Source organism: Polaromonas sp. UBA4122 (assembly GCA_002381615.1).
GTDB lineage: Bacteria > Pseudomonadota > Gammaproteobacteria > Burkholderiales > Burkholderiaceae_C > Polaromonas.
Genome location: DFWY01000065.1, coordinates 16,090 through 19,792, shown reverse-complemented (window position 1 = coordinate 19,792; position 3,703 = coordinate 16,090). Strand labels below are relative to the sequence as shown.

Annotated in this window: 4 protein-coding genes; 2 read left to right on the top strand and 2 right to left on the bottom strand. The window is 59.1% G+C overall.

Features of this window, described 5'->3' with window-relative positions; all coding sequences use genetic code 11:
* Positions 1-376: 376 nt before the first annotated feature.
* Both B3F77_RS08330 and B3F77_RS08325 read left to right on the top strand, forming a co-directional pair.
* Positions 377-805: a site-specific integrase gene (locus tag B3F77_RS08330; RefSeq protein ID WP_293604507.1), complete on the top strand. Its 429-nt coding sequence runs from the start codon at positions 377-379 to the stop codon at positions 803-805.
* A gap of 127 nt (positions 806-932) precedes the next feature.
* Entirely contained in the window at positions 933-1,451 is a 519-nt protein-coding gene (locus tag B3F77_RS08325; protein WP_293604506.1) for an HAD family hydrolase, read from the top strand.
* 224 nt (positions 1,452-1,675) lie between these two features.
* Here B3F77_RS08325 and B3F77_RS08320 read toward each other — a convergent pair whose 3' ends face one another.
* Positions 1,676-2,980: a TRAP transporter large permease gene (locus tag B3F77_RS08320; protein ID WP_293604505.1), complete on the bottom strand. Its 1,305-nt coding sequence runs from the start codon at positions 2,978-2,980 to the stop codon at positions 1,676-1,678.
* A complete protein-coding gene (locus tag B3F77_RS08315) occupies positions 2,967-3,467 on the bottom strand; it encodes a TRAP transporter small permease (RefSeq protein ID WP_293604504.1) in 501 nt (166 codons plus the stop codon). The genes B3F77_RS08320 and B3F77_RS08315 overlap by 14 nt, the downstream gene beginning before the upstream one ends.
* Positions 3,468-3,703: the final 236 nt, after the last annotated feature.

Genomic DNA, 3,703 nt, shown 5'->3' with positions numbered 1-3,703 from the left:
TCTTTGAATGCAAAGTAGTATGAATGATCACTACCGTGCTGATTGCCATGGAATTCAAGCACTTGAGGTGCTCACACCGCTGGCTCCCGCACATTGAACGACTGCTTTTTGCTCAGCTCTATGTCGGCTAGGGGGGCGTCTGCGGCTGTTGACGAGTCAACTCTGAATGTCAGCAAACGTCTTTTGCGGTCGGTCAAAGCCGGCTCCTTGATCCTTTGCAAAGCATCGTTATGCATAGAACTCAGTTATGAATAGCATTTGCGTCGGTTGGTTTGGAGACCCTGTAAACACTGGCTTTGAGGGACATTAAGCGCAGGACTAGTAGGCATAATTTGAGCGTTCGTTTGAACTGATGGCTCCACTACTGGAGACCATCATGGACCTCATCGATTCGCCTCATCCCACGTCCAAGGCGAGGCTGCTCAATAGCGCGCTCGCGCCACACCTCGATGCGTTTAGCGCGCACTTCAGGCGTGGCCGTTACGCCACCAACACGACCCAGCGCTACGTCGCCGGCATTGCCCACTTCGCACGCTGGATGACACAGCAAGGCCTGCCGATTCAGCGTCTGGACGAGCACGCGGTCGAGCAGTTCCTGAGTGAGCACCTTCCACGCTGTGACTGCCCGACACCGGTAGTACGCGTTCATGGCGATCTGCGCGCCGCGCTCGGTCACCTGCTGGAGGTGCTGCGTGAACACGGTGCAGTCCCCGAGCACCCGCTGCCCACTGGCTGTTGCTGCCGACCTCATCTTAACCATCTAAAGCTGATTGTGCCGATTCAAAATGATCAGCGTTACCACTAGAAAAACCCTGGTCATGTCTAATTCGGCATGGGTGGTCAATAGTGAGCCGGCGACAACACAATGGCTTACAGAACCACTCCCACGCCAGTGCCTGGTTTCCTACCGGGACTTATTGCACCACAAACAAATGGACCCCGATATTGCCGATTACCTAGGCTTTCATCTTCAATTGCTATCGCCACGTCCGCTTGTCGAATGGTTGCCGGTGCTGGCCGATTTCGTGGCTGCGGAAATTGTTCCGCGGATCAGCCCGGCGGCCCGCGATGCCGTCGCCCTGCACCGCTCCAAAGAGCACCGGCTGGCGATCATTACGGTGACGCACAGCTTTCTTTCCTCGGCCATCGGCGAGTTGTTCGGTGTGCCGGTGATTGCCCCTCGCGCGGAAGTCCGGGGCGGCCATCTGAGCGGCCGGATCGAGGGGGCGCTCTGTTTCCGCGAAAAGAAGTTGACCTGTCTGAGCATCTGGATGGAGAGTGAAGGCTTGGGCGACGAGGCGATCGGGGAGCGCTACTTCTATTCAGATTCGGCCAATGATCTATCCCTGCTCGAAGCCGTCAGCCATCCGGTGACTGTCAATCCCGACAGCCGCCTCGCAGTGCTGGCGCAGCACCGCGGCTGGCCGATGTTGCGCTGGCGCTGTGCCTGAGCAGGCTCACGCCTGTCAGAGCCAACATTGCCGGCGCCGGTATCGGGATGCGCTAGAACCGACGGGCCTGGAGCCCCTTCCCCCTTATGTGGCCGTGAAAGCAAAAAGCTGCATAGGCTGCCTGCACTGCCTTTACATCTGCCCGGACTTTGCCATTGCCGTCAGCGATCCGCGTGAGTCCTGCCAGACAAGCGCGGAAAGCGTCCGGCTGCGCCCTGCCAGCCTCATTTGACCAGGTTCGGCATGAGCGTGCGTGGAAGCCACAGCATCGCGTCCGGCACAAGGATCACGAATACCAGCACGAGCAGCATGGGGATGAAAAGTATCAGCGTGTCTCTGATCGCATCCTTGATCTTGATGCCGCCGACGGTACAGGCAATCATCAGGCACAGTCCATAAGGCGGCGTCACCAGTCCATAAGCGATCGAGATGACGCCGATGATCGCAAAATGAATCGGGTGCATGCCGACGCTTGCAGCGAGCGGCGCGAGTATGGTGCCGACGATGATGATCGCCGGAATGGCATCGATAAAGCAGCCTATCACCAGGAAGCAGAACGCGGTGATGAAGCCCACGCTGGTAATGCCGCCGCCCCAACGGGACACCATGTCCACGAACAGCTGCGGAATGTGGAAATACGCGAGCAGCCAGCCAAAGGCCGACGCCGTGCCGATGCAAAACAGCGAAATGGCGGCAAAGCGTCCGGAGTCGTACATGGTTTCGCGCAATTGCCTGAGCCCTAAGCGCCGGTAGACGAATACCCCCAGGAGCATGGCGTAGAGCACAGCCACCACCGACGCCTCGGTCGGAGTGAAAAAACCGCCGACGATGCCGCCGACAATGATGCCCGGGGTGAGAATCGGCAGAATGGCATTCCCGATAGCCGCCGCCAGTTCCTTCCCGGTGGGCTTGGGGTAGACCGGGTAGTTGCGGCGCTTGGCGTAGATGTAGACCACGACCATGAAGGAAAGGCCCATCATCGTCCCGGGCAGCACGCCCGCGAGAAACAGGCCGCCGATCGATACCGATATGACTCCGCCCCAGACCACCATCAGTATGCTGGGCGGAATGATGACGCCCATCACCGCCGCACAAGCGATCAGCGCTACTGCGAATTCGATATCGTAGCCCTGCTTTTTCATGGCCGGGATCAGCACGCCGCCGACGCCGGCGGCTTCGGCCGTGCTGGAGCCGGAGATGCCGGCGAACAGCATGCTGACCAGCACGCTGACATGGCCCAGCCCGCCCGGCAGCCAGCCGACCAGGGCGCGCGACAGATTGATCAGCTTGTCGGTGATGCCGGCCGCATTCATCAGGTTCGCGGCCAGCATGAAAAACGGAATCGACAGCAGAAGAAACGAGTTATACGACTTCAGCATCTCGTTGAGCAGCAGAAACGGCGTCAGCCGGTCATCGATGAAGAATACCGGAACGCAGGCGAGTCCCAGCGCGAATGCGACCGGCACGCGCACGATCACCAGCAGCGCGAACACGCCGAACAGAATCAATGCGACTTCAGACGGCCCCATATGCAGCTCCTTTCCCTTTTTTCATCAACTGGAGGTCGTCGTAAAATTTCTCCAGGGTAAATACGACCCAGGTGAAACCCGCGAACGGCCAGGCGATGTGGATGGTGATCATGTTGATGCCGGTCAATTCCGAGCTCTGGTCATAGCCGAACATCGCGAACCTCCAGCCGAAGGCGAGAAAGATCAGCGCGACCAGAAAAATCACGCCATGCACGACCATGCGGCTCAGCGCCAGGCCGGCTACGGTCTTGGGATGCGGCAGCACATCCACGTCGAAGTGCGTGCCGTCGCGAACGGCGACACTGGCGCCGAGCATGATGATCCAGATCAGGCAGAATCGCGCCATCTCCTCGGTCCAGATGTAGTTGGGGATCAGGTCGGTGAACCGGGCCACGATCTGCATGGTCACGGGCAGGATCAGTATGGCAATCAAGAACGTCAGCAGCCCTTGCAGGCCGCGGTAGAGCCAGTCTATTAATTTTCGCATTGGTTTCCCGTGAAATGACTGAATGGAGGTCGGCACAAAATCGGCGCGGCGGAATAAACGCCTCCGCCGCGCCGGACGGGGCCGTTATTTGATCGCGTTGATGCGCGCGTAGATTGCGTCGGCGCCGATTTCCTTGGCGTAAGCTGCCAGCACCGGTGCCATCGCCTGTTGCAGCTTGTCGCGGTCTTCGAACTTCACCAGCTTGAGCTTGCCGGCTTTCTCCAGCGCCTGCAGCG